This is a genomic window from Streptomyces sp. NPDC004610, from assembly GCF_040609715.1.
GTDB lineage: Bacteria > Actinomycetota > Actinomycetes > Streptomycetales > Streptomycetaceae > Streptomyces.
Window position 1 is genome coordinate 43,247 of sequence record NZ_JBEXLA010000033.1, and the last position, 23,399, is coordinate 66,645.

Consider the following 23,399-nt stretch of genomic DNA (forward strand, 5'->3'; position numbering starts at 1 on the left):
CTGGGCAGCGCCCGCGAACTGGCCCGCACGCAGAAGCGGTTCACCGGGGCCGCGCGGCCCCGGTCCGGGCTTGGCTTGGGCCGGACGGGCCCGCGTTTGGGCCGGGGCCTGAGCCGGGGAAGCACGGGACCCAGGCGTATCCACGCCCGGCTGGACGGCCCGGACTCCCGCACCCGCCCTACCCCTCCGGGGGATGCGGCGAGCCGGGCAACGCCCGCGAACTGGCCTGCGCGCAGGGGAGGTTCACCGGGCCGAGAGGCCCCCGGCCGGGGCCGGGCCTGGGCTTGGGCCGGTGCTGACCGGCGAGGGCGACACCGGGGTGGAACCGGCGTCGACACGATACGAGGAGTGGCTGAGCCGACGGGCCCGCGCATGGGCCGGGGCCTGAGCCGGGGCAGCACGGGCCCCGGGCGCACCACGCCCCGCAGGGCAGCCCGAACTCCCGCACCCGCCCCACCCCTCCGGAGGGGCCCCCGCGCACCCTCACCCCCTCCACGCCGGACGCCGCGCCCCCTCACCCCCCTCCACGCCAGGCGCCCCGCACCCGCACATCCCCCCCAGTCCCCAGGGACACCCGCGCCCCCACCAGCCCCCAGGCAGCCGCCCCTCCCCACCCCGCGCCCCCCAAGCAACCGGATGACACCCCCGCCCCCAAACCCCCCTCACGACAACCCCCGCCCACCCCCACCCCACCCCTTCACCCACCCCCCGCAAGCTCCCCGTAAGCCCCCCGCAACAACCCTCCGCACCCGTCCCCCCTGCTGGGAACCGAACCGATTCCGGGGGCGTATTCATGGGAAGGGGGCGCTGTGCGGCGCAAGATCCAGTCAAGCGCGATGCGGATGTCGGCCCCGGCAGAGATACTTGCGGCGACCGGATGACCATGGGGGAGGTCAATACAGTGACACAACCGCCCAAGAGCAGCACCGCTCCACCGGGCGGGGGCGGCACAGGCGGCACGGGCGCCCCCTCCGCGCCCGCGATCCCGGCCCAGTCCCGGCCGGGCCCGGCCACCGCGCCGCCGCTCCCGGAGCCGCCGCGCCGCACGGCGTTCGCCGAGGGCGTGGACCGGCTGCGGGCCGGGGCCACCACCGAGCCGGGCCGGCTGCGCGTCATCGGCGCCCTGCTCGCCCTGCTGGTCGTCGCGTTCGGCGCGATCACCGCCTGGCAGAGCGCCGAGCGCGCCTCGGCCGCCGACGCCGTACTGAACACCAGCCAGCCGCTCAGCTCCGACGCCGCCGACATCTACCGGTCGCTGGCCGACGCCAACACCGCCGCCTCCAGCGGCTTCCTGGCGGGCGGTCAGGAGACCGAGGAGTCCCGCGAGCGGTACGAGGACAACATCCGCAAGGCCGCCGAGGGCCTGGTCCGCGCCGCCAACAACTCCGAGCCCGGCTCGGCGTCCGCGCAGACCATCGCCGACCTGAACCGGCTGCTCCCCGAGTACAAGGGCCTCATCGAGCGCGCCCGCGCCAACAACCGCCAGGGCTTCCCGCTGGGCGGCGCCTATCTGCGCTACGCCAACGACACGATGCAGTCGGACATGCTCCCGTCCGCCGAGAAGCTCTACAAGACCGAGAACGAGCGCCTGAGCGCCGACTACGCGGACGCCACGCCCTACCCGTGGGCGGCCATCGCCCTCGGCGTCGCCGCGCTCGGCGCCCTCGCCTGGGCCCAGCACCGTACGTACCGCCGTACCAACCGGGTCCTCAACCACGGTCTGGTCGCCGCGTCCGCCGCCACCGTCGTGGTGCTGCTGTGGCTGGTCGTCGGGCACAGTGTGGCCCGCGCGGGGCTCAATGACTCCTACGAGCACGGCGTCCGCTCGCTGAACGCGCTCAACGACGCCCGGATCGCCTCCCTGAAGGCGCGGGGCAACGAGAATCTGACGCTGGTCAACCGGGGCGCGGAGAGCGTGATGGTCGACGGCGAGTACCAGGACAAGTTCGACGTCGAGTTCGGCAAGTCGATGGCGGACCTGGAGAAGGGGCTCGACACGGCCGCCGGTCTGGCGGACGACGACGCCGGACGGGACCCGGTGTCCGAGGCGGCGGGCAATATGGAGGAGTGGCAGGCCCGGCACGGCAGGGCCCGCGCGGCGGACAACGCGGGCGACTACCAGACCGCGCTGAACCGGATCATCGGCGGCGACCCCGACGACCCGCCGACCGGTGAGTGCTTCGACGGGGTCGACGAGAGCCTCGCGCTGGCGATCGACCACGAGAAGAAGGAGTTCGAGGCCGCCGCCGCCGACGGTCTGGGCGCGATGACCGGGCTGACGGCGGGCGCCGCGGCGCTGGCCGTGCTCGGCGCGGCGGGCGCGGTCCTCGGCATCGGCCGCAGGCTGTCGGAGTACCGGTGAAAGGGGGCGTGACGATGCGAGCAGACAGGTCGCGAGCCAGTCTGAGGGGCTGGGGCGGCGTGGGCGCCATGGCGGTCGTCTGCGCCCTGGCCGCGCTGCTGACGCTGCTGCTGCCGCTGACCGCCTCGCGCGGCGGCGACGGCAGTACGGGCCTCGGCGGCTCCGGCCTCGCCGACGCCTCCCAGGTCAGCGCCGGGCAGAAGGCGCCCGAGTGCCCCGACCCGCAGGACCAGAGCCTCGCCCCGTCCACCGCCGACGGCGCCACCATCGAGGCCATCAAGGAGCGCGGCCATCTCCTGGTCGGCGTCGACCAGAACAGCTTCGGCTGGGGGTACCGCGACCCCAACCGCCAGGGACAGGACGTCCAACTGGAGGGCTTCGACATCGATCTGGCCCGGCGGATAGCGCAGGAGCTGCTCGGCTCCCCCGACGAGATCATCTTCAAGGCGATCCCCACCAACCAGCGCATCCCGGCGATCCAGAGCGGCCAGGTCGACATGGTGGTGCGCACGATGACGATCAGCTGCACCCGGATGGAGGAGGTCGACTTCTCCGCCCCCTACTTCATGACCGGCCAGCAGGTCCTCGCGCCGGTCACCTCGGACATCACCGGCTATGACGAGAGCCTCGCCGGTCAGGAGATCTGCTCGGCGTCCGGTTCGACGGCCCACGACACGCTGGCCGCCGACCAGAAGGCGGGCGAGCTGGCGAAGGACGCGGACATCTCCACCACCGTGCCCAGTCAGCTGGACTGCCTGGTCCGGCTCCAGCTCGGCGAGGTGGACGCGGTGGTGACCGATGGCGCGCTCGCCGCGAGCCAGGCCGCGCAGGACCCGACGGTGAGCCTCAAGGGCGAGCGGTTCACCACCGAGTACTACGGCGTGGCGATGAAGAAGGGCGCGGACGACCTGGTCCGCCGGGTCAACCGAATACTGGAGGACTACCGCCAGGACAACGGCTGGCGGGACTCCTACGACCGCTGGCTGTCGGACACCATGGGCGCCGACTCGGAGTCCGCGACCCCGCCCGAGCCCCAGTACCGGCAATAGCCAGTAGCCCCCGCCACCGATCCCGACGGACGGCCCAGACAGAAGGTCCCGACGGACGGCCCGGACAAAAACGGACGACACAGACGACACAGACGGCGACGACACACCGACACAACGGCACGCGACAGCAGCGAGAGGTGATCGATGGGCGGCACGGGACCCACCGGGCCGGTGATGGACCGGGACGAGGTGGACCGTGCGCTGGCGCGGCTCGGCGCGGAGCACGAGGCGATCGAGACCTCGCTGCTCGCCCTCCAGGACCACGCCGGCCGCAGACTCCTCGAAGGCGCCGCGCTGACCGGCACCACCCAGGAGCGCTGGCGGAGCGCCGAGGCGGCGATCACCCTGCTGTGGACGTACTTCGACGCCTACGCGGGCGCGTTGCGCTCCGCCCGGGAGATCCGCTCCCGGCGCCGCTGGTCCTCCCGCGAGGATCTGACGGAGCTGACGGAGCTGCTGCGCGGCGAGCCGGTGGCGATGGCCGGCGCAGGCGCCGCGACCGCCCTCGCGCCCAGCCTGAACGGCACCGGCCGGCTGAGCGAGAGCTTCTCCCTGGCATCGCTGGTGGACCGGATGAACGAGCTGTACGCCGGCTCCCTGGACATGGTGGTCGCCGCGGACGCGGTCTGGTCGGCGCTGCCCGCCCGGATCGATCTGCTGGCCGCCGAGCTGCAACGCACCCGCAAGCTGGCCCACTCGGTCGGGGTGCGCCCCGGTGAGCACCCGGCCGGTGACGACCTGGAGCGCATCACCCGCACCCTGACCGTCCTGCGCGAGCGGGTGATCTCCGATCCGCTGGCGTACTGGCTGCCCGCGCAGGGCAGTTCGGCGCCCGGCGGCGGCCGTCCGGACACCGCGGTCTACGACCGGGAGGCCCGCGCGCTGGACGAGGTGCGCCGGGAGATCGACGCGGTGCTCGGGGTGCGGCAGGACGCCGAGCAGCGGCTGATCCGGCTGCGGGACGTGCTCAGCCGCGCGGACCGCACCCTCGCCGAGGCGCGCACCGCGCGCGGGGAGGTGCTGGCGAAGATCGCGGCGACCGAGGTGCCGCCGGTCAGCGGCCCGCCCACCGCGCTCCAGGAGCAGCTGGCGATGGCGGCCGAGTACCGTCGGCAGGGGCAGTGGCACCGGTTGTCGCCGCTGCTGGAGTCGCTGGAGCAGAAGGCCGAGGACGAACTGCTGCGCGCCCGGGAGTCGCTGACGGCGGTGACCGCGCCGCTCGCGGTCCGCGCCGAACTGCGCGGGCGGCTGGACGCGTACCGGGCGAAGGTGTCCCGGCACGGGCTGGCGGAGGACCCGCTGCTGGTGGAGCGGTACGACGCGGCCCGCCGGATGCTGTGGAGCGCGCCCTGCGATCTCCGGGTGGCCGGGGAGGCGGTGCTGCGCTACCAGCGGGCGGCGGCCGAACTGCTGGGCGGCGGACCGTACCGGCCCGAGGACCACAGGGGGTAGGGGGAGACGTGATGAGTGAGGGACCCGAGGCACCCGAGGGAACCGGCGGCTGCCAGCGGCCGGGCTGCGAGGGCCGTTACGAGGACATGGGCGGCGGTGAGCTGTACTGCGACACCTGCGGTCTGGCGCCGGTGGTGTCGCCCGGGGGGATGATCTCCTCGCCGCCCACCGGGCTCACCGTGGGCGGGCGCTCCGCGTCGAGCGGCTCCGCCGCCCGCACCGGGTCGCACGCCAGCTCCCGTACGTCGTCGCAGACTTCGCAGTCGTCCCGGTCGCGGCGGTCGGTGTCGGGGCGGCTGTCGCGGTCGCTGTCGGGGCGGACGGCGAGCCGTTCGGTGTCGGTGCGCAGCTCGGGCTCGGCGGCCGGTACGTCGTCCCGGGGGCGGCTGGGGGCCGGGCTGGTGCAGGTGCCGCCGATCCCGCGGCCGAACCCGCGCGCGATGGTGCTGGACAATCCGGAGGTGCCGGAGCGCAAGCGGTTCTGCTCGCGCTCGGACTGCGGGGCGCCGGTGGGCCGGGCGCGCGGGCGGCAGCCGGGCCGGGTGGAGGGCTTCTGCACCCGGTGCGGGCATCCGTACTCCTTCGTGCCGAAGCTGAAGGCCGGCGATGTGGTGCACGGGCAGTACGAGGTGGTGGGCTGTCTGGCGCACGGCGGGCTGGGCTGGATCTATCTCGCCGTGGACCGCGCGGTGTCGGACCGGTGGGTGGTGCTCAAGGGCCTGCTGGACACCGGTGACCAGGACGCGATGGCCGCGGCGATCTCCGAGCGGCGCTTCCTGGCCGAGATCGAGCACTCCAACATCGTCCGGATCTACAACTTCGTGGAGCACCTGGACCAGCGCACGGGCTCGCTGGACGGGTACATCGTCATGGAGTACGTCGGCGGCAAGTCGCTGAAGGAGATCGCCAACGCCCGCCGCAGCCCGGAGGGGAAGCGGGACCCGCTGCCGGTGGAGCAGGCGTGCGCGTACGGCATCGAGGCGCTGGAGGCGCTCGGCCATCTGCACAGCCGCAATCTGGTGTACTGCGACTTCAAGGTCGACAACGCCATCCAGGCCGAGGACGAGCTGAAGCTGATCGACATGGGCGCGGTGCGCCGGCTGGACGACGACGAGTCGGCGATCTACGGCACGATCGGCTACCAGGCGCCGGAGGTGGCCGAGACCGGCCCGACGGTGGCGTCGGACCTGTACACGGTGGGCCGGACGCTCGCCGTGCTGTCCTTCGACTTCCAGGGCTACACCACGGTGTTCGTGGACTCGCTGCCCGACCCGGAGCACATCCCGGTGTTCGGCCGCTACGAGTCGTACTACCGGCTGCTGGTGCGGGCCACCGACCCCGACCCGGTGCGCCGGTTCGCGTCCGCGCAGGAGATGGCGGAGCAGCTGACCGGGGTGCTGCGCGAGGTGGTCTCGCTCCAGTCGGGGCGGGCGCGTCCGGCGCTGTCGACGCTGTTCGGGCCGGAACTGCGGGTCACGGACACGGAGTTGTTCGCGGAGCTGCGCGACGAGGTGTCCCGGCTGGGGGCGCGCGCGAGAACGGGCTCGCGGGGGCCGTCCGGGCGGGCGCTGCCGCCGGGCACACCGGTCCCGGCGCTGGCCTCGTCGATCGGGGTGGCCGCCACCGTGCTGCCCCCGGCCCCGCCGCCGCTGGTCGGCTCGCTGGACACGGCCGCCGCCGCGCTGGCCCTGCCGGTGCCGCACGTGGATCCCCAGGACCCCAACGCGGGGTTCCTGGCGGGGCTGCTGGCGTCCGCTCCGGCCGAGCTGGTCACGGCGCTGAACGCGGCGCCCGCGCCGTCCCCGGAGACCCGGCTGCGGCAGGTGCGGGCCTGGCTGGAGAACGGCGACGCGGACACCGCGCTGACCGCCCTGGCCCGGCTGGAGGACGAGCGGCCGGACGACTGGCGGGTGGTCTGGTACCGGGGGGTGGCGGCGCTGGTCACCGGCGACTTCGAGGGCGCGGCGCTGGCCTTCGACGCGATCTACGACGCCTTCCCGGGCGAGACGGCGCCCAAGCTCGCCCTCGGGCTGTGCGCGGAGGTGCTGGGGCAGTTGGACAACGCCGCCGAGTACTACCGGCTGGTGTGGACGACCGACCCGAGTTTCGTCAGCGCGGCGTTCGCCCTGGCGCGGGTCCAGCTCGCGGCCGGGGACCGGTCGGGTGCCGTTCGTACGCTCGAATCGGTGCCGGAGGCGTCCATCCACTACACCGCCGCGCGGGTGGCGGCCGTCCGGGCGCGGCTGCGGCAGCGCACGCCGACCGCCTCCGACATGCCCTTCCTCGACGATCTCAGCGCGGCGGCGGGCCAGGTGGAGGCGCTGGGCGCGTACGGTCTGGACGCCACCCGGCGGGAGCGGCTGGCGACCGAGGTGCTCGGCTCGGCGCTGGACTGGATACTCTCCGATGGCCGGGGTTCCGCTCCTCCCGCCGCCGGAGGACGGACACTGCTCGGCAATGGGCTGGACGAGCGGGGGCTGCGCTTCGGCCTGGAGCGCGCGTACCGCACGCTGGCCCGGCTCGCGCCGGGCGGCGAGGAGAGGATCGACCTGGTGGAACGTGCCAACCGTTACCGCCCCCGGACGTGGGTGTAGTTGATGACGCAGAAGCCCCCCCAGACGCCCCGGACGCCCCCGCAGGCCGCTGTGTCCCATTGCCCCAGCTGCGCGGAGCCGCTGGAGTCGGGCGACCGTTTCTGCGGCGCGTGCGGTTACGACCTGTCCGCCGTGCCGCTGCGCCCGGACGAGAACCCGACGCTGACGCTGAGCGCGCCACCGCCGCCGCCACCGCCTCCGGCACCGGAGGAGCCGCCGGGCTGGCCGGCCCCGCCGTCCGGCTCCGCCGGGAGCCAGGCGACCCATCTGCCGACGGATCTGCGGGGCACGGACTCCGGCGGGATCCCGCTGCCCGAGCGCGGGGGCACGCCGGGGGCGTCCGCCGCCGCGCCGCTGGGCGTGGTGCCGCCGCAGGGTCCGCGCGCGGCGCCGGACGCCGGGCAGCCGGCCCCCGGGGTCCGCTTCGACCGGCGCGCGGGCGACCCCGAGCCGTCGGCCACCGCCGGGCAGCCACCTTCCGCCACGCCGCCGCTCTCCGCCGGGCAGCCGCCATCCGCCACGCCGCCGCCCTCCGCCGGGCAGCCGCCTTCCGCCGCGCCACCCCTCCCCGCGCAGCCGCCTTCCGCCGCGCAGCCGCCTTCCGCCGCGCAGCCGCCCTCCGCCGGGTCCGCCGCCGGGCCCTCCCATGAGCCCGACGACTATCCGCTCCAGGCGCCCGATCCCCGGATCGCCGAGCCGCAGCAGGCAGCCCCTGCCGGGGGCGGAGCCGGGACCGGGGTGCCGGTGTGCGTGGCGTGCCGGGCCGGGCGGGTGGACAGCGACGGGTACTGCGAGAACTGCGGCCACGCCCAGCCGCGCGAACGCGACCACATGGAGCAGGAGTCGGGCCCGGTGGCCGCCGTCAGCGACCGCGGGCTGCGCCACCACCGCAACGAGGACGCGTTCACCGTCGGCTGCACCGCGCTGCCCGACGGCTCCCCCGCCGTGCTGGCGATCGTCTGCGACGGGGTCTCCTCGGCGACCCGCCCGGACGATGCCTCGCTGGCCGCCTCGCGGGCGGCCGGGGACAGTCTGCTCGCCGCGCTGCCGGCCGGCACCCATCCGCAGCAGGCCATGCACGACGCGATCGTCGCCGCGTCCCGCGCGGTCAACTCGCTGGCCAACGAGCCCGCGACGGCCCGCGCGCAGGCCCCGCACCAGAACGCCCCGGCGTGCACCCTGGTCGGCGCGATCGTCACGGGCGGGCTGCTGGTGGTGGGCTGGGTCGGCGACAGCCGGGCCTACTGGGTCCCGGCCGACCGCACCTCACCGCCCGCCCGGCTCACCGAGGACGACTCCTGGGCCGCCCAGATGGTCGCCGCGGGCCTGATGAACGAGGCGGAGGCGTACGCCGACGAGCGCGCCCACGCGATCACCGGCTGGCTCGGCGCGGACGCCTATGAACTGGAGCCGCACACCGCGTCCTTCAAACCGGACCGCCCGGGAGTGGTGGTCGTCTGCACGGACGGCCTGTGGAACTACGCCGAGGGCGCGGAGGAAATGGCCCGGACGGTACCGGTCGACGCGGCGGTCCGCCCGCTGCACAGCGCCCGTGTCCTGGTCGGCCACGCCCTGGACGGCGGCGGCCACGACAACGTAACGGTGGCCGTCCTGCCGTTCCCGGCGGTACCGCAGGGGGCAGGATCGGCCTGAGACGGGCCCCGACGGGGAGAGAGCCCGGACAGGCGGGCACCCTGGAGGGGCCGTGCGCCCGACGGAGCGGGACCCGGGCCGGTCCCGGCGCTCGACAGGTTCCCCGAAAAGGGGAGGTCACCCGCGAGGGAGCCCGCGCGCGGCTCCTGGAAAGGGCCCGTGCCGGACACGGCTCCGTGCGGAGGAACCGGCGCAGGGCATGGCTCCCCCGAGGGAGCCCGCACGCCGAAAGATGATCGTCCGCGGGCCGGAGGGGACCGGTCCGCTCACCGATGGCGTCCCGGCCGACCCGGGGCGTGCGAGGGGGATGTGAAAAGGGATGGCGAACTTCTCGAAGTCCAAGGTGCCGCAGTTCTCGATGGACGTGTACCAGAACGAGTACCTGCCGGAGGGGGGCCGCGAGGTCAACGCGATCGTCACGGTCAGCGCGACCGGCGGCGGGACCGTCGGCAGCGCGGTCGCCGCGCAGCACCTCTACTCACCGGGGCAGGGCCCGTCCGCCGCGGTGGCGCTGATGGTCGACTGCTCGGGGTCGATGGACTACCCGCCGACCAAGATGCGCGGCGCCCGGGACGCCACCGCCGCCGCGATCGACACCCTGCGCGACGGGGTGCGGTTCGCGGTGATCGACGGCACCCATGTGGCCCGGGAGGTGTTCCCCGGCGGCGGACGCCTCGCGGTGGCCGATCCGGCCACCCGGGAGCAGGCCAAGCAGGCGCTGCGGCGGCTGAGCGCGGGCGGCGGCACCGCGATCGGCACCTGGCTGCGGCTGGCCGACCGGCTGCTGTCGGCGGCGGACGTCGAGATCCGGCACGGCATCCTGCTGACCGACGGCCGCAATGAACACGAGGCGCCGGAGGATCTGAAGGCGGCGCTGGACTCCTGCGCCGGGCGGTTCACCTGTGACGCCCGGGGCGTGGGCACGGACTGGGAAGTGAAAGAAGTCACAGGGATAGCGTCCGCGCTGCTCGGCACGGCCGACATCGTGGCCGATCCGTCCGGTCTGGCCGCCGACTTCACCCAGCTGATGGAGACGGCGATGGGCAAGGAGGTCGCCGATGTCTCACTGCGGCTGTGGACCCCGGTCGGGACGACGATCAAGTACGTGAAGCAGGTCGCCCCGCGGGTCGAGGACCTCACCGGCCGCCGCAGCGAGGCGGGTCCGCGCGCGGGTGACTACCCGACCGGTTCCTGGGGCGACGAGTCCCGTGACTACCACATCTGCGTCGAGGTCCCGGCCGCCGGTCTGGGCCAGGAGATGCTGGCGGCGCGGGCCTCGCTGGTCATTCCCGAGCCCGGCGGCGGGTCCGTGCGCAACCTCGGCGCGCAGGGGCTCGTACGGGCCGTGTGGACCGACGACATGGTCGCGACGACGTCGATCAATCCCCAGGTCGCCCACTACACCGGGCAGGCCGAACTGGCACAAGTCATCCAACAAGGGCTCGATTTGCGCAAATCCGGAGATGTGGATGGCGCAACCGCCAAATTCGGCCGCGCCGTTCAGCTGGCGAGCGCTTCCGGCAACGCGGATACGGCGAAACTCCTTGCGAAGGTGGTGGACGTCGTCGACGCCACGACGGGTACTGTGCGACTGAAGACAAAGGTCGCGGAGGCCGACGAGATGACTCTCGAAACCCGGTCGACACAGACTGTTCGTGTAAAGAAGCAGTAGCAGCGACAGCAGCCCCTCGGGGTGGGAGACCGGCCGTGGGGCCGGGAGAAGGAGAGGGGGAGGCGCCGACATGCCGACCTGCCCGAACGGACACCAGTCGGGTTCCGACGACTGGTGCGAGGTCTGCGGTCACCGCATGGCCGGTGCCGTACCGCCGCCTCCCCCGCCGCCTCCGGCCGCCGGGGGCTACGGCTTCCCGCCGCCCGCCGGAGGCCAGCCGGGCGGGGGCTATCCCGGCCCGGCCCAGGGGCGTCCGCCCGAGCTGTGCCCGCAGTGCCGCACGCCCCGGGAGGGGGCGGCGCCGTTCTGCGAGGAGTGCCGGTGGAACTTCCTGACGAACACGGCGACGTCGTACACTCCCGCCGCGCCGCGCCCCCCGGCCGGCGGCCCGCCCCCGGGCTTCCAGACGGGCCCGCCCCCGGGCCCCGGCCCCGGTCCGACGTACGGCGGTGGCGCCGACGCCTATGACTACCAGGGCTCGCGCCCGTCGCAGATCAACCGGCCCGCGGAGCCGATCCCGCCGGGCGGCGGGGGCGCGTTCGGCGACCCCAACGCGCCACGCCCCCCGGCCGGGCCCAACAGCCCCGGCGGCTTCGGTGGCCCCGGTGGCCCGTACGGCACCGGCGGGCCGGGCGGACCCGGTGATCCCTCGCGTCCGGTACCTCAGCCGACCAACCCCGGACCCCCCGGACAAGGCCCTGGCCCTGGCCCTGGCGTGCCCGGTGGCGCCCCGCAGGCATTCCAGCAGCCGGGCCATCCCGGCCAGACGGGCCACCCCGGCCCGCCCGGACACCCGGGTCACCCGGGTCACGCCGGACATCCCGGCCATCCCGGTCCCCCCGGGCCTCCCGCTCCCCCGGCGCACCCCGGATTCCCCCAGGAGTCGGGCCGCCCGCCCGGCGGTGGCGGTGGCGGTCCCTACGGGGGCGGTGAGGACGACTGGGTGATCCCGCCGCCCAACGGCGGCCCCGGCGGTGGCGGTCCCCCCGGCGGATACGGCTACCCGCAGCAGGGCTCGACGCAGGCGCCCCCCGCGCCGCCCGCCCCGCAGCGCCCGCTGAGCTGGTCGGCGACGATAGGTCCCGACCGGGACTACTTCCTCGCGATGATGCAGCGCTCGGGCCCCGAGGCCGCGGGCCTGAACCTCCCGGCGTACTCCCCGGAGCAGCAGCGCGCGCTCACCGGCAACCAGATCACCATCGGCCGCCGCAGACACTCGACCGGGGAGACCCCGGACATCGATCTGTCGGTGCCGCCGGAGGACCCGGGTGTCTCGCATCAGCACGCGGTGCTGGTGCAGCAGCCGGACGGCAGCTGGGCGGTGGTCGACCAGAACTCCACCAACGGGACGACGGTGAACGGCTCGGAGGAGCCGATCCAGCCGTATGTGCCGGTGCCGTTGCAGGACGGCGACCGGGTGCATGTCGGGGCGTGGACGACGATCACGATCCGCCGCGGCTGAGGACCGTCACACGGCGGGCCGCCGGGCGTTTCACCCCGGGAGGGGCCAGGTGTACGGCCCCTCCGGTTCGTCGAGCCAGGACCAGGCGCGGTCACCGGCGACGGTGATGCCATAGCGCTCGCGCGGGGGCCGTCCCTCGTGTTCCCAGAGGGCGTAGGCGTCCTGGGGGTCGAGGCTGCCGCGGGTGAGGGTGGCGAGGAAGCGGAAGAGTTCGTGGTCCCGGCCCCGGCGGGGGACACCGCCGAGGGGTGGCGGTTCCGCCTCCGGCTCCGGGCGGCCGGTGCCGCGCAGCGGGACGAAGTAGGCGGGGGTGTCCAGGAAGCGTCCCTCGGCCCGGCCGGGCGCGCTGACATCGAGGGCGATGACGCCGGTGGCGAGCGGGGTGAGGACCCGGCCGCCGGGACGGCACTGGGTGAGCCAGGGGCGCGGGATCGTCGCGAGGGCGCAGGTGGCGATGATCCGGTCGAAGGGGGCGCGTTCGGGGACGCCCCGGGCGCCGTCGCCGGTGACGACGACGGGGTGGTGCCCGGCGCGGGTGAGATGGGCGCGGGCGGAGTCGGTGATGTCGGGTTCGAGGTCGATGGTGGTGACGAGGGAGTCGTCGCCGAGCCGGTGGGCGAGCAGCGCGGCGTTGTAGCCGGTGCCGGTGCCGATCTCCAGGACGCGGTCCCGCTCGCGCACCCCGAGGGCGGCCAGCATCAGCGCCATCAGGGACGGCTGGCTGCTGGAGGAGAGGAGTTCCCCGTCGCGCAGCCGGGTGGCGAGGGGGGTGTCGGCGTAGGCGCCGAGCAGCCAGCGGTCGCGGGCGGCGGGGTCGGGGTCCTCGCCCCAGCGGCGCTCGTAACCGCCGGTGGCGCCGACGTAGTAGGAGGGCACGAAGAGATGCCGGGGCACGGCGAGGAAGGCGTCCCGCCATACCGGGTCGGCGCGCCAGGCCCCCGTGGCATCGATCTGGCGTACGAGCGCGTCACGCGCCGCCGCGGCCAGCTGTGCCAGTTCCCGGCCGGGAGCGTGGGGGGTCATGTCTCCACTGTGCGACGGTTCGGGGAGGGAAGCGAGCACGGCGGGCCGGGCGGCGAGCAGAGCGGGCCGGGCGGCCGATTAACCGTATGAGGCGAAAGGCGCGTCGCCGGGACGGACGGACCCCACCGTCCCCGACCGGTCAGGCCCGTGGGCGTCGGGCCTGACTCGCACCGGCGGGCGGGGCGGCCGTGGCGCGGACGCCCGCGAGGATCACCGTGACGATGCGTTCCGCGTCCGCGCGCGAGAAGGGGCGCATACCGCGGTTGACGATGAGATGGACCGGCCCGGAGATCATCTCGCCCAGGAAGCCGCTGTCGACCGGCGGGAGTTCACCCCGTTCGACGGCCGTGTCGACCCGGCGGCGCATGGCGGCCACGCGCTGGTCGAGGATCTTGGTGAGCGCCTGGACGGTGGCGCTGTGCCGGGCGGGCTGGATGGCCTGTTCGAGGGTCCGGCCGAAGGGTGTCTCCAGACCACCGGCGAGGGCGACCAGGAAATCCACCAGGTCCCGGTGGAGATCGCCGGTGTCGGCGACCGAGGCGAGGCCCTCGGCGTAGCGCAGCAGCGCCTCGACCACGAGTTCCTCACGGTCGGGCCAGTTGCGGTAGACGCTGGTCCGGTGGACCCCGGCGAACTCGGCGACCTCCTCGTAGCGGAAGCCCGCGATGCCGTCGCGGGCGACGAGTTCGACGGTCGCGTCGAGGATCTGCGCCCGGACCCGGGCGGTACGGCCACCGGGGCGGCGGGCGGGGGAACGGTCGGCGGTCCCTTCACTCATCACGTACTCACCTCCTGCCCTGTCCTGTCCTGTCCTTCCAACGGGGGTGGCTCCCTCCACCGGGATAGCCCCTTCCACGGGAGTGGTCCCGTCCACCGGGGTGGTCCTCTCCACCGGGGTGGCGATTGTCGCCAGGCGGGACGTTGCGGTGCAAGCCGGGGATCAGTACGCTCGCTAAAAGCGACGGCTTGTCGCTTTAGTAAGCCCTTCGGCAGCGCACCACGCGACCCCGGGAGCAGCCCGCCATGAACATCCTCATCTCCGGAGCCGGTGTGGCCGGGCTCGCCTGCGCCCGGGAGCTGGCCGTCCGCGGCCATGACGTCACCCTGGTCGAGCAGGCCCCCCGGCTCCGGCTCACCGGTACGCCCATCGACATCCGGGGGGCGGCGATCGGGGCCGTGGCCGGGATGGGACTGCTGCCCGAGATCCGGCGGCGCAGGGTCCGGATGTCCGAGCGGACCTGGTTCGTGGACAGCGCGGGCGAACCGGTGGCGCGGATGCCGATGGCGCAGGTCAGCGACTCGGCCGACGACATAGAGCTGCTCCGTGAGGACCTCGTACGGATCCTCGCCGACGCGCTCGGGCCCACCACCTCGGCGATCCGCTTCGGTGACTCGATCGAGGCGATGGCGGAGGACGAGGACGGCATCGAGGTCCGTTTCGCCTCGGGCCGTGACGGGCGCTACGACCTGGTGCTGGGCGCCGACGGCCAGCACTCGGCGGTGCGCAGACTGGTGTTCGGCCCCGACGAGGACCATCTCCGGCATCTGGGCGTCTACTTCGCCCTGGCCGACCACCCCGCCGAGGCGGACTCCGAGGGCCCCAACGCCGTGTACAACGTCCCGCGCCGGATGGCGGGCCTGTTCCGGTACGGGGGCAGGGCGGTGGCGGTCTTCCAGTTCCGTTCGGAGCGGCTCGACGTCGACCATCGCGACCTGGACGCCCAGAAGAGGATCCTCGTCGACGCCTTCGCGGGCTTCCGGTCGTGGCGGATCCCGGAACTGCTCGACGCGGCCCGCGCCGATCCCGCGTTCTATTTCACCGCCGCGAGCCAGATCCAGTTGCCCACCTGGCACCGGGGCCGGGTCGCCCTGGTCGGGGACGCCGGTTACTGCCCGGCCTTCCTCTCCGGCCGGGGCACGTCCCTGGCGCTGACCGGCGCGAGCTTCCTGGCCGAGGAACTCGGACACCGGGGACCCGGCACCGACCACACGGAGGCGTTCGTACGGTACGAGGCCCGGCTGCGCCCCCATGTCACCCACGCGCAGGACAAGGTGCGCGGCGGCCGTGACCGCATGCTGCCGGAGAGCTGGGGCGACATCGCCGCCCGCAACAAGGCACTACGTGCGCTGGAAGCGGACCGGCGCTGAGCCTCGGCCCGCCGGTTGGCCCCCTCCCCCACACCTCCCTCTCCTTGGAGCCCTTCGTGGTGACAGCCAAAACCGACAACAACCCCACCCCCACCCCCCAAGAACACCGCTGGAGCGGACGGCTGGTCCTGTGGGCGATGGTCCTGACCCTCGCCAATGTCCTCGCGGACCTGGCCATCGGCTCACCGATGATGGTGCTGCCCCAGTTACTGGAGCACTTCGACACCGACCAGGCCGCGTGGCTGGGCGCGAGCGCGCTGCTGGCCGGGGCGATCTGGTCGCCGCTGCTGGCGAGGAGCGCCGATCTGTACGGTCTGCGCCGGGTGCTGATCGGCACGCTGCTGCTCGCGTGCGCGGGAGCGCTGATCTGCTTCATGGCGCCCAATGTCTGGATCTTCCTGGTGGGCCGGTTCCTCCAGGGCGCGGCCTTCGCCTCGATCTTCATCACGGTGGCGCTGGCCCGCCGGCTCTGCGCCCCGCGGGTGGCGATGGCCCTGATCGGGCTGGTGACATCGGGCTCGTCGGTGGTGGGGGTGGTCGAACCGTTCCTGATGGAGCCGGTCATCGAATGGTTCGGTTTCCGGAGTGTGTTCCTGCTGGCGGCGCTGCTCGCCGCGGTGGCCGCGCTGTGCATGCGGTCCGTCGTCCCCGAGGCACCTGTCCGGGCCGACGGCCGGGTGGACGTGGGCGGGGCGCTGCTGCTGGGCGGGGGCCTGGCGGCGGTACTGGCGTACGTCAGCCTGGGGAGTGAGCTGGGCCGGCTGTCCGGCGCGTCGCTCGCGCTGCTGACGGCCGGTGCGGCGGGGCTGGCGGGCTGGGTGTACTTCGCGAACCGCGTGCGGGATCCCATCATCGACCTGCGGGCCCTCAGCCGCCCGATCCTGCTGACGCTGCTGGCGCTGGTGCTGGCGGCGGGCTCGTTCCGGAGCATGCTGCAACTGACGAGCATCATCGCCCAGGTCCCCGCGGACCTGGGGCTCGGTTACGGGCTGGGCGACGGGGAGGCGGTCGCGGTCCTGCTCGCGACACCCAACCTGGGGATCGTGGTGGGCGGCACGCTCGCCGGCTGGGCGGCGGGACGGTACGGCCCGGCGCTGCCCCTCCTGATCGGCATAGCCGTCGGGGCGGTGGCGACGTTCGGGATGCTGGCCGGGGTGTCGACGCTGCCGGTGGCGCTCGCCTGCGGGGCGCTGGTCGGAGGGGCGGCCGGGGCGATCGGGGCGTCCGGCTACAACCTGGCGATGAGCACGGAGGCGCCGGAGCGCCAGGGAACGACGGCGGGGCTGGTGTCGGTCGTCCTGGCGGTGGGCTCGGTGCTCTTCAGCTTCGCGGGCGCGGAGATCCTGAAGGCGACGCGGCTCCCGGGCGCGGCGGCGAGCACGGTGGAGGGGGTGTACGCGTACGTCGGGATGGCGGGGGCGCTGTTCGCCCTGGCGGCGATCCCGGCGACGGTGCTGCTGGTGCGTCACGGCCGCCGCAGCGGGCAGTCCAGCCGGGGCGCGGCGCGATTGGGGGAGCAGGTCACGAGGGAGAGGTGCAGGTAGGAGGGCCGTTCGAGATAGAAGCCGCGGGCTACGTCCCCGCCCCACGCCAGCCGCGCGACGGCGGCCGGGACGAGGGTGGCGAGCCGCGCCTGATCCCGCTCCGCCGGGGCGGCGAACCGACCGGCGAAGTCGGCGACGCGCTCCGCGAGCCACCCCGCCGCGTCCTTGGGCTCCGCCCAGGTACCTCGCACCAGTGCCTCCGGCTTGGTGAGCCAGTGGGCGATCTCCAGCGGTGGCAGATCGGCGACCGGGAACGCGGCGTGGACCTCCCGGTAGCGCTGGATCAGCTCCGGTCTGCTGTCGCCGGGGGGAGGGAGGGGGTGGGCGGGCCGCCGGAGGGCTTCTTCATCGAAACGCTGTTTGGGGCCGGTCCATAGGTATCCGTGGTGGTGCACCTGGCGTGCCTCTCAGGACCGTGGAGACGGTGCCGTGCCGTCGTCAGGCCGACAGGCCGAAGCGGGTCGGGTCGATACCGGCGGCGGTCAGCTCGGCGGTGGTGAAGCGCAGCGGGGCCGCGCCGGGCCGCTTGCTGTCGCCGAGCGCCCAGGCGTCGGCGCCGAGGGGAGCGAGGGTGGCGCAGGATTCGCCGTCCGGGTGGGTGTTGCCGCCGCATGCCGTACGGAAGGCGGTGGGCTCGGGGAGGGGGAGGTCGTAGAGGTCGGTCATCGCCGGTGCCCTTTCTGGGGGGGTGGTCGGGGTGGGCCACGCTAGGGGGAGGGCGGGGTGGGGGGCCAGGGTTGTGCAGGGATGTGCGTGCGGGCTTGTTTCGTGCTGCTCAGCCCTGGCCCCGGCTTGACGTCAGACGGCTGAGGCGCGAGATTTCCGCACAGCAGTGCACAGCAACGACAAGGGAGGCCGTCATGCTCTTACAGTTCATCGGGATCGACCCCGAGACAGAGTTGGAAGGATCGCCGACTGCCTGGGTGGACGTCGACAACGCGGACATCGTGCTCCAGAGCTACACCGCGGACGACGCCACGCGGGCCGCGTGCGTGAAGAACACCGCCCCCGGGCACGCCGAAGGCATCCCGCACCACGAGAGTGTGATCCGTGTTCCCGCCCGCCTGGTGCCGATGCTGAGGGAGGCATGCGATGTCGCAGAACGTGCCCAGCTTTAGTGAACTCCTGGGCGCCGCCCAGCACTCCGCCGTGCATCTCGAAATGCGCGACCAGTACGCGGTCGGTGACGAGGCGGACGACTTCGAGACCTGGTTGCGGACGGGAGAGCGGGACACCGATCCCGCCTCGGAGTACTGGGCGCCCTGGGTCGACCTGATCTCGCGCACGGTCGCGCGGGGTGTCGTCGTACGGCGGGCCCGGATCGTCTCCGAGCCGGTCACGGACTACATCCGCTACGAGCACGCGGGCGCGTCCGTCAATGTGACGGCCGGTGAGCAGGTTCGGTGGTTGCCGCGCCCCCGGGCCGTCGATCTGATGCTGCCGGGCGCCGATCTGTGGATCTTCGATGGGGCGCGCGTACTGTTCAACCTCTTCACCGGCGCCGGGGACTGGGCGGATCCACGCCAGGATCTGCGGACCGAACCGGGTATCGTCAAACAGTGTTCGGACGCGTTCGAAGCGGTCTGGGAGCGCGCCGTCCCGCACGACACGTACGAGATTCACTGACAGAGAGCATCGTTGGCCGGCTCATGCCCATCTCGCCGTCTTCCTCGGCCCAGGCCGCGCGTGAGAATGTCGCGCGGCAGTTGCGGAGTCTGCGGAGAAACGCGGGCCTGACGGTCGCTGAGCTGGCCGACGAGTGTGGTTGGCACCACGCGAAGACCTCCCGCATCGAGAACGCCCGCACCCCGCCCTCGCCGACGGACATCCGCCTGTGGTGCCGGGCGACCGGCGCCGCGGATCGGGCCCCGGAGCTGATCCAGGCTTCCGAGCAGGCGGAATCGTTGTACCGGGAGTGGCGCCAGCGCGTACGCACTGGGCTGGCCAAGCTCCAGGACAGCTATGTCGGGCGGTATCAGGCGACCGGGCTGCTGCGCGTGTACTCCTCCGTGGTGGTCCCCGGGCTGTTGCAGACCCAGGGCTATGCCCAGGGTCTGCTGAGCAACAGCGCCCGTCTGCACGACGTGCCCGACGACGCGGCGGAGGCGGCAGCGGCCCGCGTGCGACGGTCCCAGGTGATCCATGAGCCCGGCCACCGCTACGTCCTCCTCATCGAGGAGGCGGTGCTCTATTACCAGCTCGGTGACGCGGAGGCCATGGCCGCGCAGTTGGGGCACCTGCTCACCGCCGGGGCGCTGCCGCAGGTGTCGTTCGGCATCATTCCGACGGCGACGCGCGAGCGCGTGATCTGGCCGAGGGAAACGTTCAATGTGTTCGACGAGACCCTCGTGTCCGTGGAGCTGGTCTCCGCCGAGGTGAACATCACCCAGCCGTCCGAGATCGCCCTGTACTTGAAGGTGTTCGAGCGACTCCGCAGCATGGCGGTGTACGGGGCGGAGGCGCGGTCGCTGATTGTGCGGGCGATCGCCGCGCTGGGGTGAGCGGCCCCGTCACCACGATCGTTCCTGTCGACAAGTGATCGGAAGTCCAGCAGATGAAGCCTGAGCCGTCTCCCATGGTCCGTCTCGCCGAGGCGGAGCGGCTTCTCGGGGGTGTGCGAGTCCTCGTGCCGCGGCTCCATGTCGCGCTGAGCGCGGTCGTCGCCGTCGCGGTCTGGTTCGTACCGGACACGGCGGTGCGCTGGCTCGCGGTGGCGGACGCGCTGGTGGTGTCGCTCGTCGGGGTCGCCGTGGCCCGGACCCTCAGCCGCGACGCCTGGGTGTACTCCTGGCTGGACGAGGTCGAGGACGACGACGCGGACGCGGCGACCCGTCCGTCCGCGAGGGCGTACGCGTGGGGGCTGGCCGGGAGTTTCGCCGCGGCCAGCGCGATCGGGGTGTCCGTGGTCGTGCTGGTGCCGGTGTCGTGGCTGCCGTATCTGCTGACGGCGGCGGCTCTGTTCGCGCTGTGGTCGGGGTGGCGCCAGGACCGCGAGGTGCGGGCGGCGCGGCTCCTGAGGGAGCGATCGGTGACGGAGCCGTGGTACGCGGAGTACCGGGCGATGATCGAGGAGCGGCGGCGAGAGGTGAGCGGGGCGGTGGGTTGAGGGCTATAGGCCCGGCCGGGGAACTCCGGCCCGGCCGGGCGGGATCGCTAGTGGTCGGAGCGGACGAGTCGAACGAACGACGACCAGGCCGGGCCGGACACGATCAGCGCCGGGCCGGTTTTGTTCTTGGAGTCCCGGATGCCGATCCCGCTGAGGAGGTCGGCTACTTCGACGCAGATGTTGCCAGTGCCATCGCTGTAGGAGGACTTGTACCAAGATTCTTCGGGAGCAACCTCGGTGGACGGCTGTTGGGCTCGGTGACTGCTAATTGCTCTGCCCCTTTTCGGTGAGTGCTTCCAGGAAATCGATGCTCTCTCCTAGGCCGAGCGCGACCCCGACCATCGTGTTAAAACGGCGAGTGAACCGGTCGACCTCACGGGGCTTGTCGGACGCGGACACGCTGCCCCACGCGTTGTCCGTCTGAACCCGGGGTGGCAGCCCGTCGAGATACAGAATCGCGAAGTCGTTGGTTGCCCTGTAGCCGCGCTTGAAGGGCAGAACCTGAATCGAGATGCGGTCCTGCCCGGCCAACTCGATCAGTTCTTGGTACTGGCCCCGCATGACGCCCTCGTCGCCAACCGGGACGCGCAACGCCGCCTCTCCGATGATCACTCGGAGCCGCACATCATCGCGTTCAAGGATTCTGCGCTTCCGCTCCATACGAAGTTCCACGTGGCGTTGGATGAACTCTCTGGTCGTATCCTCGATGGGCTGCTGCACCTCGAAGAGTGCTCTCGCATACTCCGGGGTCTGCAGGAATCCGTACACCAGAGTCGGGTGATAGGCCAGGATCTCCGTGGTTTCCGTCTCCAACCCCACGTAGTGGGGCATGCCTGTCGGCATGAACGTTCGATATTGGATCAGCCAGGATTCGTTGGGCGCCTCACGGTTCAATTCGAGCAGTTGGTCGACCAACTCCATGTCGTCCACGGAGTATCGCCTCAGCAGCGTCCGCAAGTCCCCAACGTTGCGCCGGAAGTTCAGCTCACCGGCCTCGATCCGGGCGAGCGACGCCTCGGACAGGGCCTTCAGCCCACGAACAGCCGCCTTACGGGTCATGCCGCGCTCTCTTCCGTCCTCAACAGGAGGACAGTTCTCGCGCAACTGCCTGAGCTGGATCCCGAGTTCTAAGCGCCGTCCGGTTGCCCCTCGCTTTGCCGCCATCTGTGCATCACTCCCCGGTACCTGCGCACGTCGAGCGTGCTCCTGAGCAGAGCTTCATGACGTCTGCGCACTCACGACCGCCTCCTGTGCAGGTCTCCGCATATTCCACTTACGCCTCCGCTGGATTTTCAGCAGCGATTCGGTTGATTCTCAACCCTGCCGGACGTCACCGTAGTTGAAGAAGGCCACTCGAAGTGACCACTTCCCCACAACCTGTGATCACGGCCTGCCCAGGACCCGGAGACGGCATGACCTCACCGACCCTCACCCCCACGCCCACCCCCAGCACCCCCACCCTCGACCTCTCCTTCGCCCGCGACCCCGCGTCCACCCCCCACCACCTCACCCCCGCCGACGCCGCCTGGCCACGCCGCTTGAGGCGGATCGTGCGGAGCGCCCTCGCTCGGTACCCGCACCTCATCGACCCCGCCGAAGTGCTCACCACCGAGCTGATCACCAACGCCCTCCGGCACGGCGCCGGGCCCGACGTCCGGTTTCGGATGCGCGTCCGGGGTGACCGGCTGGTCATCACCGTGCGGGACGGATCCCCCGTCGCCCCCACCCTCCGCCACGCCTCCCCCGACGACGAACACGGCCGGGGCCTCTTCCTCGTCGCCGCGCTCGCCGATGACTGGGGTGTCAGCCCCGACTCCACGACCACCTGGTGTGTCCTTGCCCTCCACCCGGCCCCCACCCAGGCACCGTGAACCTGGCACCCATCCCCCCACAGCCCCGCAGGAGCCCGCACGTGTTCAGTACCGAACGTCCCCTCTACGACCGCGACCAGCCCAACCGCACCGGACCCCTCGTCGTCGATCACGAACTGGACCGGCTCGGGCTCGGCGACAACTGGTCCGTCGTCGGGCGGCAGCACGGGCGGGAGATCTGGGGGCCCGACATCACCCCCGGTGACGGCTGGTGCCGGGCCATGTACGCGCCGGAGTGCGCCTGGCCCCGGGGGGCGGAGCTGTGCGTCGTCGTGCAGTGGTTCCCGGATCGGGAGCTGCGCGCCGCAGCGGACGGGCTCGCGGCGCGGTGGGACCGGCGGCTCGATGCCGTCGCCGCCGGATTGCGCGGCGCGGGGTATGTCGTCGAGCGGGCCGGACGGCCCCCCGTTCCGGGGCGGGATACGCAGGCCGATCTGCTGGTGTACCGGATGGCGGAGGGGAAGGAACCGCCCACCCGGCCGGCCGGGGCCTGGGGGGCCGTGCCACCCCGCCGGAGTTACGAGTATCCGGAGGTGCCGCCGTTCGAACGGCTCCGCTACCTGGCGCGGACCGCCCGGCTGCCGTTCGTGCAGCAGATGTGGGCGCGGGAGGTGCCGAGCTGTCTGTGGCCGCCCACCGCGTCGCTGTGCGCCCGGTTGCAGTGGCGGCCCGCGCCGGGGGGCGGGGCGCGGGGTGTACGGAAGGGGATGGGCGGGGTCGTCGGCTTCGCCTCCGCCGCCGGGCTGCGGACGCAGTTGCCCGAGCGGGAGGCTTCCTCACCCGTGGAGTTTCTCGATGTGCTCGTTTATCGGGACGCGACCCCCGGTCCCACGACACCCGGCCCCACGACCCCCAGTCCCACCACCCCCGGTCCCATGGACCCCGATCCCATGGACCCCGGGGCCCATCGCGGCAGGACCTAAGCCTCAAGTCCTCCGTCCGCCCGTCTGAGAGCATGGAGGGCGTGAACGAGATTCCGCGCGGCACGCTTCAGGAGCAGACCTTCTACGAGCAGGTCGGCGGGGAGGAGACCTTCCGCCGCCTGGTCCACCGTTTCTACGAGGGGGTCGCCGAGGACCCGGTGCTCCGGGCCATGTACCCGGAGGAGGACCTCGGGCCCGCCGAGGAGCGCTTCGCGCTGTTTCTCATGCAGTACTGGGGCGGTCCCACTACGTACAGCGACAACCGGGGCCACCCCCGGCTGCGGATGCGGCACGCCCCGTTCGCCGTCGACCGGGCCGCCCATGACGCCTGGCTGAAGCACATGCGCGTCGCCGTGGACGAGCTGGGGCTCTCGGCCGAGCATGAGCAGACCCTCTGGAAGTATCTGACCTATGCCGCCGCCTCGATGATCAATACGCCTGGGTGAGGGGTGAGGGTGAGCGGGCCGAGTCATGTCCCGGAATGACGCCCGAATCGCGCCCCGGTGATCGGTTGATGATCGGTTGAAGCCCGGATTCCGG

22 protein-coding genes are annotated in these 23,399 nt (G+C 72.9%); 16 read left to right on the forward strand and 6 right to left on the reverse strand.

Translation table 11 applies throughout. The annotated features are described in order from the left end of the window. Positions 1–901: 901 nt before the first annotated feature. From ABZX40_RS30650 to ABZX40_RS30680, 7 genes are all read left to right on the forward strand, one after another. Positions 902–2,362 (forward strand): hypothetical protein, encoded by a 1,461-nt coding sequence (locus ABZX40_RS30650; RefSeq protein ID WP_355744827.1) that lies wholly within the window; start codon positions 902–904, stop codon positions 2,360–2,362. Positions 2,363–2,376: 14 nt separating this feature from the next. Further along, a complete protein-coding gene (locus ABZX40_RS30655; protein WP_355744830.1) occupies positions 2,377–3,411 on the forward strand; it encodes a glutamate ABC transporter substrate-binding protein in 1,035 nt (344 codons plus the stop codon). A gap of 144 nt (positions 3,412–3,555) precedes the next feature. Then, positions 3,556–4,863 (forward strand): hypothetical protein, encoded by a 1,308-nt coding sequence (locus ABZX40_RS30660; protein WP_355744832.1) that lies wholly within the window; start codon positions 3,556–3,558, stop codon positions 4,861–4,863. 11 nt (positions 4,864–4,874) lie between these two features. After that, positions 4,875–7,457 carry a tetratricopeptide repeat protein gene (locus ABZX40_RS30665; RefSeq protein WP_355744835.1) on the forward strand — a complete coding sequence of 861 codons (2,583 nt, stop codon included), beginning with the start codon at positions 4,875–4,877 and terminating at the stop codon, positions 7,455–7,457. 3 nt (positions 7,458–7,460) lie between these two features. Continuing rightward, complete coding sequence (locus tag ABZX40_RS30670) at positions 7,461–9,110, forward strand: protein phosphatase 2C domain-containing protein (protein ID WP_355744837.1); 1,650 nt, start codon at positions 7,461–7,463, stop codon at positions 9,108–9,110. Positions 9,111–9,429: 319 nt separating this feature from the next. Next, a complete protein-coding gene (locus ABZX40_RS30675) occupies positions 9,430–10,782 on the forward strand; it encodes a VWA domain-containing protein (RefSeq protein WP_355744840.1) in 1,353 nt (450 codons plus the stop codon). Positions 10,783–10,852: 70 nt separating this feature from the next. Next, on the forward strand, positions 10,853–12,244 hold the full coding sequence (locus tag ABZX40_RS30680) for an FHA domain-containing protein (RefSeq protein WP_355744843.1): 1,392 nt from the start codon (positions 10,853–10,855) through the stop codon (positions 12,242–12,244). A 30-nt stretch (positions 12,245–12,274) separates the two neighbouring features. Here the strand turns inward: ABZX40_RS30680 and ABZX40_RS30685 are convergent, their stop codons facing one another. Together ABZX40_RS30685 and ABZX40_RS30690 are read right to left on the reverse strand one after the other, a co-directional pair. Beyond that, on the reverse strand, positions 12,275–13,267 hold the full coding sequence (locus ABZX40_RS30685) for a methyltransferase domain-containing protein (RefSeq protein WP_355744846.1): 993 nt from the start codon (positions 13,265–13,267) through the stop codon (positions 12,275–12,277). A gap of 139 nt (positions 13,268–13,406) precedes the next feature. Beyond that, on the reverse strand, positions 13,407–14,045 hold the full coding sequence (locus tag ABZX40_RS30690) for a TetR/AcrR family transcriptional regulator (protein ID WP_355744849.1): 639 nt from the start codon (positions 14,043–14,045) through the stop codon (positions 13,407–13,409). A 245-nt stretch (positions 14,046–14,290) separates the two neighbouring features. Here ABZX40_RS30690 and ABZX40_RS30695 point away from each other — a divergent pair, with 245 nt between their 5' ends. Both ABZX40_RS30695 and ABZX40_RS30700 read left to right on the forward strand, forming a co-directional pair. Further along, the gene (locus tag ABZX40_RS30695) at positions 14,291–15,415 is read left to right on the forward strand and encodes an FAD-dependent oxidoreductase (protein ID WP_355744852.1); all 1,125 of its coding nucleotides are present in this window, start codon (positions 14,291–14,293) and stop codon (positions 15,413–15,415) included. 56 nt (positions 15,416–15,471) lie between these two features. Further along, entirely contained in the window at positions 15,472–16,959 is a 1,488-nt protein-coding gene (locus tag ABZX40_RS30700) for an MFS transporter (protein ID WP_355744855.1), read from the forward strand. Here the strand turns inward: ABZX40_RS30700 and ABZX40_RS30705 are convergent. Continuing rightward, the gene (locus ABZX40_RS30705; protein ID WP_355744858.1) at positions 16,881–17,354 is read right to left on the reverse strand and encodes a hypothetical protein; all 474 of its coding nucleotides are present in this window, start codon (positions 17,352–17,354) and stop codon (positions 16,881–16,883) included. The two genes, ABZX40_RS30700 and ABZX40_RS30705, sit on opposite strands and share 79 nt — an antisense overlap. A gap of 43 nt (positions 17,355–17,397) precedes the next feature. After that, a complete protein-coding gene (locus ABZX40_RS30710; protein ID WP_355744861.1) occupies positions 17,398–17,625 on the reverse strand; it encodes a DUF397 domain-containing protein in 228 nt (75 codons plus the stop codon). A 194-nt stretch (positions 17,626–17,819) separates the two neighbouring features. Here ABZX40_RS30710 and ABZX40_RS30715 point away from each other — a divergent pair, with 194 nt between their 5' ends. From ABZX40_RS30715 to ABZX40_RS30730, 4 genes are read left to right on the forward strand one after another with little or no spacing between them, the layout of a single operon-like run. Continuing rightward, entirely contained in the window at positions 17,820–18,077 is a 258-nt protein-coding gene (locus tag ABZX40_RS30715) for a hypothetical protein (protein ID WP_355744863.1), read from the forward strand. After that, the gene (locus tag ABZX40_RS30720) at positions 18,052–18,585 is read left to right on the forward strand and encodes a DUF6879 family protein (RefSeq protein WP_355744866.1); all 534 of its coding nucleotides are present in this window, start codon (positions 18,052–18,054) and stop codon (positions 18,583–18,585) included. The genes ABZX40_RS30715 and ABZX40_RS30720 overlap by 26 nt, the downstream gene beginning before the upstream one ends. Before the next feature lie 23 nt (positions 18,586–18,608). Further along, on the forward strand, positions 18,609–19,460 hold the full coding sequence (locus ABZX40_RS30725; protein ID WP_355744869.1) for a helix-turn-helix transcriptional regulator: 852 nt from the start codon (positions 18,609–18,611) through the stop codon (positions 19,458–19,460). A 53-nt stretch (positions 19,461–19,513) separates the two neighbouring features. Then, entirely contained in the window at positions 19,514–20,065 is a 552-nt protein-coding gene (locus tag ABZX40_RS30730; RefSeq protein WP_355744872.1) for a hypothetical protein, read from the forward strand. Positions 20,066–20,112: 47 nt separating this feature from the next. On the opposite strand, the gene ABZX40_RS30735 is transcribed toward ABZX40_RS30730, so the two are convergent. Both ABZX40_RS30735 and ABZX40_RS30740 read right to left on the reverse strand, forming a co-directional pair. Next, on the reverse strand, positions 20,113–20,370 hold the full coding sequence (locus ABZX40_RS30735; RefSeq protein WP_355745009.1) for a DUF397 domain-containing protein: 258 nt from the start codon (positions 20,368–20,370) through the stop codon (positions 20,113–20,115). Then, positions 20,330–21,124 (reverse strand): DUF5753 domain-containing protein, encoded by a 795-nt coding sequence (locus ABZX40_RS30740; protein WP_355744875.1) that lies wholly within the window; start codon positions 21,122–21,124, stop codon positions 20,330–20,332. Before ABZX40_RS30740 ends, ABZX40_RS30735 begins: the two co-directional genes overlap by 41 nt. A gap of 353 nt (positions 21,125–21,477) precedes the next feature. On the opposite strand from ABZX40_RS30740, the gene ABZX40_RS30745 reads away from it, so the two are divergent. The 3 genes from ABZX40_RS30745 to ABZX40_RS30755 are packed head-to-tail and all read left to right on the forward strand — an operon-like array spanning position 21,478 to position 23,305. Continuing rightward, complete coding sequence (locus ABZX40_RS30745) at positions 21,478–21,936, forward strand: ATP-binding protein (RefSeq protein WP_355744878.1); 459 nt, start codon at positions 21,478–21,480, stop codon at positions 21,934–21,936. A 41-nt stretch (positions 21,937–21,977) separates the two neighbouring features. Next, the gene (locus ABZX40_RS30750) at positions 21,978–22,859 is read left to right on the forward strand and encodes a hypothetical protein (RefSeq protein WP_355744881.1); all 882 of its coding nucleotides are present in this window, start codon (positions 21,978–21,980) and stop codon (positions 22,857–22,859) included. A 32-nt stretch (positions 22,860–22,891) separates the two neighbouring features. Next, positions 22,892–23,305: a globin gene (locus ABZX40_RS30755; RefSeq protein WP_355744884.1), complete on the forward strand. Its 414-nt coding sequence runs from the start codon at positions 22,892–22,894 to the stop codon at positions 23,303–23,305. The last annotated feature ends 94 nt before the right edge of the window (positions 23,306–23,399 follow it).

Coding starts and splice junctions, on each gene's coding strand:
- ABZX40_RS30655 (WP_355744830.1), top strand. CDS start 2,377: ATGCGAGCAGACAGGTCGCGAGCCAGTCTGAGGGGCTGGGGCGGCGTG.
- ABZX40_RS30660 (WP_355744832.1), top strand. CDS start 3,556: ATGGGCGGCACGGGACCCACCGGGCCGGTGATGGACCGGGACGAGGTG.
- ABZX40_RS30665 (WP_355744835.1), top strand. CDS start 4,875: ATGAGTGAGGGACCCGAGGCACCCGAGGGAACCGGCGGCTGCCAGCGG.
- ABZX40_RS30670 (WP_355744837.1), top strand. CDS start 7,461: ATGACGCAGAAGCCCCCCCAGACGCCCCGGACGCCCCCGCAGGCCGCT.
- ABZX40_RS30675 (WP_355744840.1), top strand. CDS start 9,430: ATGGCGAACTTCTCGAAGTCCAAGGTGCCGCAGTTCTCGATGGACGTG.
- ABZX40_RS30680 (WP_355744843.1), top strand. CDS start 10,853: ATGCCGACCTGCCCGAACGGACACCAGTCGGGTTCCGACGACTGGTGC.
- ABZX40_RS30685 (WP_355744846.1), bottom strand. CDS start 13,267: ATGACCCCCCACGCTCCCGGCCGGGAACTGGCACAGCTGGCCGCGGCG.
- ABZX40_RS30690 (WP_355744849.1), bottom strand. CDS start 14,045: ATGAGTGAAGGGACCGCCGACCGTTCCCCCGCCCGCCGCCCCGGTGGC.
- ABZX40_RS30695 (WP_355744852.1), top strand. CDS start 14,291: ATGAACATCCTCATCTCCGGAGCCGGTGTGGCCGGGCTCGCCTGCGCC.
- ABZX40_RS30710 (WP_355744861.1), bottom strand. CDS start 17,625: ATGACCGACCTCTACGACCTCCCCCTCCCCGAGCCCACCGCCTTCCGT.
- ABZX40_RS30715 (WP_355744863.1), top strand. CDS start 17,820: ATGCTCTTACAGTTCATCGGGATCGACCCCGAGACAGAGTTGGAAGGA.
- ABZX40_RS30720 (WP_355744866.1), top strand. CDS start 18,052: ATGTCGCAGAACGTGCCCAGCTTTAGTGAACTCCTGGGCGCCGCCCAG.
- ABZX40_RS30725 (WP_355744869.1), top strand. CDS start 18,609: ATGCCCATCTCGCCGTCTTCCTCGGCCCAGGCCGCGCGTGAGAATGTC.
- ABZX40_RS30730 (WP_355744872.1), top strand. CDS start 19,514: ATGAAGCCTGAGCCGTCTCCCATGGTCCGTCTCGCCGAGGCGGAGCGG.
- ABZX40_RS30740 (WP_355744875.1), bottom strand. CDS start 21,124: ATGACCCGTAAGGCGGCTGTTCGTGGGCTGAAGGCCCTGTCCGAGGCG.
- ABZX40_RS30745 (WP_355744878.1), top strand. CDS start 21,478: ATGACCTCACCGACCCTCACCCCCACGCCCACCCCCAGCACCCCCACC.
- ABZX40_RS30755 (WP_355744884.1), top strand. CDS start 22,892: ATGGAGGGCGTGAACGAGATTCCGCGCGGCACGCTTCAGGAGCAGACC.